Genomic DNA, 6,065 nt, shown 5'->3' with positions numbered 1-6,065 from the left:
TCCCACGCCGCCGGCACCGCCGCCTGCTGCAGCTCCGCAGCACGCACCGACGCCGCAGCCTCCCGCAGCACGTCCGGCTCCGACGCCGCCAGCCGCAACTCCTCCGGGCCGCCCCGCCCCGGCACCCGCGGCGACGCCTTCTCCCGCGCCCGCAGCGCCGACGGCGCGACCGGGAGCGCCTGCTCCGACCGCCACACCTGCCCCGACTGCGACACCCGCACCGACGACAACGCCTGCGCCGACCGCAACGCCGGCTCCGGGCAGCACGCCCGGCGCACCGCCGGCCGGCCGCCCCGGCACACCGCCGCCCGGACGTCCCGGCGCACCTCCCTCGGCAGGGTCACCGGCTCCCGGTGCCACGCCCGCTCCGACGGCGACGCCTGCTCCTGGTGGTACGCCGACGCCCCCGCCCGGACGTCCAGGTGCAGCACCGACACCTGCTCCCGGCGCGACCCCAGCTCCGCCTGCGAGACCGACCCCCGGCCAACAGGGCGCAACGCCTCCTGCGAGCGGCCCCGCCGCCGGAGCTCCGCCTGCGTCACCGCAAGCTGGCGCTCCGCCACGGCCGCCGGCGCCTCCCGCCGGCGTCGCGGCACCGAGCACCGTACCGGGCTCGGCGGCCGCCACGCCGCCACCCGACAGGGTGCGGAATGCTCCGCCGACGGTCGCGCCCGCCTTCCGGGCCGCGCCGACGATCGCCGCGCCCTTGCCGCCTCCGCCGCGCCCGCAGCAGCGCGACCTGACCCCGCTCGCGATCGGTGCAGGCGTGGTGGCCGGCGCCGTGGTCGGCGCCACCATTGCCGACATGCACAGCCAGCGACGCGAGGTCGTCGAAGGCGGCCGCACCGTCTACACCGAGCCGGACCGCATCATCATCCGCGATCCGGGCGGGCAGGCTTACGTCCGCGGCAACGACCTCTATCGCTTCCGCTATGGCGCCCGTGACATCCGCACCGACACTGTCGGCGGTGAAACCCGCACCGTCGTGGTCCGTCCCGACGGCAGCGAGATCATCACCGTGGTCGGTGCGGACGGTTCGCTGCGGCGGCGAATCCGCAGGGACCCCCGCGGGGGCGAACTCGTCATCATCGACAACACCTACCGCGATCCGCGGGCAGTCGGCGGCTTCTATGTCGACGCGCCGCCGCCGGTCGTGAACATTCCCTATGATCGCTACATCGTCGACGCCCAGGAAGCGTCGCCGGACGTGATCTACCAGACGATGGTTGCACCGCCGGTGCAGCGGATCGATCGGCGTTACTCGCTCGACGAGATCCGCTACAGCCCCAATGTTCGCATGCAGATGCCGAGCATCGACGTCAACACGATCATCTTCGAGACGGGATCGTGGACCATCCCGCCGGACCAGGCGGCCCGGCTGCAGGTGATCGCCGACGGCCTCAACCAGGCGATCCAGCGCAATCCGCGCGAGGTGTTCCTGATCGAGGGACACACCGACGCGGTCGGCAACGAGGTCGACAATCTCTCATTGTCGGACCGCCGTGCGCAGTCCGCGGCCGAATTGCTGACGCAGCAGTTTGGTGTGCCCGCCGAGAACCTGACGTCGCAGGGCTACGGCGAGCAGTACCTGAAGGAGCAGACGCAGGGGCCGAGCGCGATCAACCGTCGGGTAACCATCCGCAACATCACGCCGCTGCTCAACGGCGGCCAAGCCTCGCTGCCGCCGCCTCCGGCCGGCACCGCGCCGCCGCGGTAACGGCAAGCACAAACGCAAATGGCCGGGAGCAATTCCGGCCATTTTTGTTTGGACCGCATCGCTGCTACTGCGGTGCAGCCAGCCCAAGCGCGTCGACCATGAGGCGAAAGACCTCGGTATTGTCCATCGAGCCGCGCACGCCATAGCTACCGGGCCCGGTCGCGGTCAGGATGACGTCCTCGCCCGAATGCACACTGGCGCCGATCATTGCCGACAGATTGCCCGGGCGCAGCACCGCGCCTGGGACGTCCTTGTATTTGTCGTTGGCCTTGAAGGTCCCGTCGCCCGCCTTGACGGTGGGCTCGTTGGGATTATCGAGCTTCGGGCGGAACGTCTCGTAGTGGTCCGGCAGGCTGGCCGAGAAGATCGCGAGCCGGCGGCTGACATCGACGCGTGACGGATAGCCATCCGCATCGGGCGCCGGATAATTGGGAAATCCGGCCTGCTCGTAGACGCCGACGCGCTCGCGCAGGGAAACGTTAGGCGTGGCGCTCATGTCGTCGTTGATCGTGCCGACAAGGCCGTTGGGATGATTGTGGTCCGCGAGCACCAGGATGAGGGTATCATCGCCCCGCGCACGCGCCCATTCGCGGGTCTGGCGCACCGCATTGTCGAGCATGATCGTGTCGTAGACGGCCCGTTCCATGTCGAGGACATGCGCATATTTGTCGATCAGTCCGGATTCGACCATCAGGAAGAAGCCGGCCTCGCTCTTCGCAAGGATGCTCAGCGCTGCCTGCACCTGCTCGGTCAAGTCAGGCTGCTCGGGAAACTTCTTCACGCCGCCACCTCTCAGGAATTTGCGGTCAAGCGCACCGTCCATGTTACCCGTGGCGAACAGGCCGAGCAGCTTGCCCGTCTCCGGCTTTGCGGCAGAAGCGCTGAGCTCGCTCGCGGTGGTCGCCACCTGGTAGCCTGCGTCACGAAACTTCGCGATGTAGTCGGTCTCGTCCTTGCGCTTGGAGCCGGCGGCAGATTTCGGCAGGAAATTCGCGCTGCCGCCGCCCATCACCACATCCGGCCTGGCCGCGAACAACTGCTCGACGATCTCGTCATAGGCCGCGCGCCGGCGCGTATGCGCGACCATCGCCGCCGGCGTTGCGTCTTCGATCTCCGTGTTGGTGACGATGCCGATCGCCATGCCGAGCCGCCTCCTGGCGAGGCTCGTGATGGTTTCGACCCGGGGATCGTCGAACGGGCTTGCAGTGCGGTCCGCATAGACGCCGAGAGCGTTGACGGCACTCTTGTGCCCGGTCGCATAGGCGCTGGCCGAGTTCGCGGAGTCCGTGATGATCGAGTCCGAGCCCGCGGTCGCCACCAGTGCCATATGAGGCATGTCGTCGATGGCGAGCTTCCCGCGGCTCTTGCCCTCCGCAATGCCCTTGGACAGGATTCGGGCCGCGACCCGATGCGCCGGCGACATGCCATCACCGATGAACAGGATGACGTTCTTCGCCTTGCGCGGACCCGTGTCGTAGACCGTCCACGTGACGCTGCGCTGGCGCGTGCCGTCGCTCACATCCACGGCAATGCTGCCCGGCGTGGTCAGCGTGACGTCGCGCAGAATCAGCGCCGACTGCTCCTTGCCGTCCTCGCGCTCGATGAAGGTCGCCGAACGGCCGAACGCGGTCGCATAATCCGCGCCGTTCACCGTCACCTTCAGCGTGGCCGGATCGACCGGCCCGGGAAACTCGACCTTGAAGTCGAACTGCGCGCCGGCCAGGATCTCGGCACGATCAATCGGATAGATCGTCTGGGCCGACAATGACGATGTCCCAACGAGGACGATGAGAGAGGCGAGTGCCGATCTCTTGACCATGCGCGATGCTCCGCGATTCCGTTTCCAACAGGACCGGAACCGTAACGGTCGAGCATGACATCGTCATTAAGCGCGTAGCTCCATCTGGGCTACGCGCAATCGTCCGGTGGGCAAAGGCGCGTGAGCGCCGTGCCCACCACTATCTCGGTCGCGGAAAGATGGTGGGCACGCTTTCGCTTTGCCCACCCTGCGGCAGCGAGGGCATTAGCCCTTGTCGTTCTCGAGCTTGAATATCTGCGAGCCTTCGCTGCCCGACAGCAAACCGGTCTTCGAATAGAGACCGAGCTTGGTCCGGGTATCGGCGATGTCGAGATTGCGCATGGTCAGCTGGCCGATGCGGTCGGCGGGCGAGAACGCGGCATCCTCGACCTTCTCCATGCTGAGCCTTTCAGGCGCATAAGTGAGGTTCGGGCTCTCGGTGTTGAGGATCGAATAATCGTTGCCGCGGCGCAGCTCCAGCGTCACCTCGCCGGTGACGGCGCGCGCGACCCAGCGCTGCGCGGTCTCACGCAGCATCAACGCTTGCGAGTCGAACCAGCGGCCCTGATAGAGCAGACGACCGAGACGCATGCCGCTGATGCGGTACTGCTCGATGGTGTCCTCGTTGTGGATGCCGGTGACGAGGCGCTCATAGGCGATGTGCAAGAGCGCCATGCCCGGCGCTTCATAGATGCCGCGGCTCTTGGCCTCGATGATGCGGTTCTCGATCTGGTCGCTCATGCCGAGGCCGTGGCGGCCGCCGATGACGTTGGCCTCCAGGAACAGCGCGACGGGATCAGCGAAGGTCTGGCCGTTGAGCGCGGTCGGCTGCCCTTCCTCGAAACGCACCGCGACCTTCTCGGCCTTGACGTTGCAGTCGTCGCGCCAGAACGGCACGCCCATGATCGGGTTGACGATCTTGATGCCGCTGTCGAGGCTCTCGAGGTCCTTGGCTTCGTGCGTGGCGCCGAGCAGATTGCTGTCGGTCGAATACGCTTTTTCGGCGCTCATCTTGTAGGCAAAGCCCTGGGCGGTCATGAACGCCGACATCTCGGCGCGACCGCCGAGCTCGTCGATGAACTGCTGGTCGAGCCAGGGCTTGTAGATCTTCAGGCCGGGATTGGTGAGCAGTCCGTAGCGATAGAAGCGCTCGATGTCGTTGCCCTTGAAGGTCGAGCCGTCGCCCCAGATGTTGACGCCGTCTTCCTTCATCGCCGCGACCAGCATCGTGCCGGTGACGGCGCGGCCGAGCGGGGTGGTATTGAAATAGGTGATGCCGCCGGTCGAGATATGGAAGGCGCCCGACTGGATCGCGGCGATACCTTCATGGACCAACTGCGTGCGGCAATCGACGAGCCGGGCCTTCTCGGCACCGAACTCCATCGCCTTGCGCGGGATCTCGTTGTAGTCGGCCTCGTCGGGCTGGCCGAGATTGGCGGTGTAGGCGTAGCAGCGCGCGCCCTTCTGCTTCATCCAGAGCAGCGCCGCAGAGGTATCGAGGCCGCCCGAAAAAGCGATGCCGACTTTCTCACCCTTGGGCAGGCTTTTCAGGATCGTGGTCATGGCGCTTCCAATCGGGTCTCAAGGGGCTGATGTCATGGACGGGTTGACCGCGCGAATATCAAATTTCGCGGGGCTCGGCACCCATTTAATGGCTTAAACCGAGGGTTCGGGACCGGTCTTGCCGCTGAACAGGCGCCGGCGGAGCCGGTAGGCGGGCATGTTCAGCCGGGTCAGGGCGGCATCGACCGCCTCGTCCGAAAACCGGGTCCGTGGCCAGCGGTAGATCAGCGCGTAGGCAAACCAGATCATGACGAAACTGACGAGACCGGCGATCGCCACATCCGTGAAGAAATGGCCACCAAACGCCATGCGCAGCCCGCTGGTGACGGCGCCGAACACCACCGCGCCGGCATAGGCGAGCGGGCGCCATGCCGGCGGCGCCAGCGCGGCCGGCGCCAGCGTCCAGAACGCGGTCGCGCCCTCGCCCGAGAAGAACGAGCAGTTGCGCACGCAATCGCCCCGCGGATCCCACCACGCCACGAACTGCTGGTCGCCGGCGAACTGCGTCACCACCACTGGGCGCGGGCGGCCCCAATAGGTCTTGAAGGTGAGGTTGGTGAGGATGCCGGCCGACATGATGATGGTGACCAGCAGAAATACGATCGCGCGCCCCGACACCATCAAGGGACGGTCGGGCCGGATCATCTTGACCACGAGCGCCACCAGCGACGGCAGCACGAAGGCCCAGGCGACCCACATCGCGGCGTCCCGCGCAAAGCCCGCCCAGTCGTTCAGCTTGAGCGGAAAGGTTTTGGTTTGGGGGTCGAAGAACAGCGACGCGAGCTTGAGATCGAGCTCGGGATAGAGGCCGAAAACAACGCCGATCACGAGCCACAGCGCCAGGGCGATGAAGAGTCCAGTCCGGTTCATGGCGCGCGGTTTAGCGGAGTGGGACGGGGATGGAAACCCCGGAAGCGGCACGACTCATCGCGCGTCCGGCCTTGAATTCGACGGCAGCGGCGGAGGTGGCTGGCGCGGGGGCGGCGG

General features: G+C 66.9%; 4 protein-coding genes. 1 reads left to right on the top strand and 3 read right to left on the bottom strand.

Going from position 1 to position 6,065, the window contains the following annotated elements; translation table 11 throughout:
* On the top strand, nt 1-1,717 hold a 1,717-nt coding region (locus IC66_RS48660), incomplete at its 5' end, for an OmpA family protein (protein ID WP_244429227.1).
* 64 nt (nt 1,718-1,781) lie between these two features.
* On the opposite strand, the gene IC66_RS0136820 is transcribed toward IC66_RS48660, so the two are convergent.
* From IC66_RS0136820 to IC66_RS0136810, 3 genes are all read right to left on the bottom strand, one after another.
* Entirely contained in the window at nt 1,782-3,536 is a 1,755-nt protein-coding gene (locus IC66_RS0136820) for an alkaline phosphatase (RefSeq protein ID WP_038950951.1), read from the bottom strand.
* Nucleotides 3,537-3,740: 204 nt separating this feature from the next.
* Nucleotides 3,741-5,078, bottom strand: coding sequence for an argininosuccinate synthase (gene argG / locus IC66_RS0136815; RefSeq protein WP_038950950.1), 1,338 nt, complete (start codon nt 5,076-5,078; stop codon nt 3,741-3,743).
* 93 nt (nt 5,079-5,171) lie between these two features.
* Nucleotides 5,172-5,948: a phosphatase PAP2 family protein gene (locus tag IC66_RS0136810; protein WP_038950949.1), complete on the bottom strand. Its 777-nt coding sequence runs from the start codon at nt 5,946-5,948 to the stop codon at nt 5,172-5,174.
* Nucleotides 5,949-6,065: the final 117 nt, after the last annotated feature.

This window comes from Bradyrhizobium genomosp. III (assembly GCF_000261705.1).
In the GTDB taxonomy this organism is placed as follows: Bacteria; Pseudomonadota; Alphaproteobacteria; order Rhizobiales; family Xanthobacteraceae; genus Bradyrhizobium; species Bradyrhizobium ottawaense.
This window is presented reverse-complemented; position numbering and strand designations above follow the sequence as displayed.

Bases quoted from the DNA above. Each gene is read 5' to 3' on its own strand.
- IC66_RS0136820 (WP_038950951.1), bottom strand. From the start codon at position 3,536: ATGGTCAAGAGATCGGCACTCGCCTCTCTCATCGTCCTCGTTGGGACA.
- argG (WP_038950950.1), bottom strand. From the start codon at position 5,078: ATGACCACGATCCTGAAAAGCCTGCCCAAGGGTGAGAAAGTCGGCATC.
- IC66_RS0136810 (WP_038950949.1), bottom strand. From the start codon at position 5,948: ATGAACCGGACTGGACTCTTCATCGCCCTGGCGCTGTGGCTCGTGATC.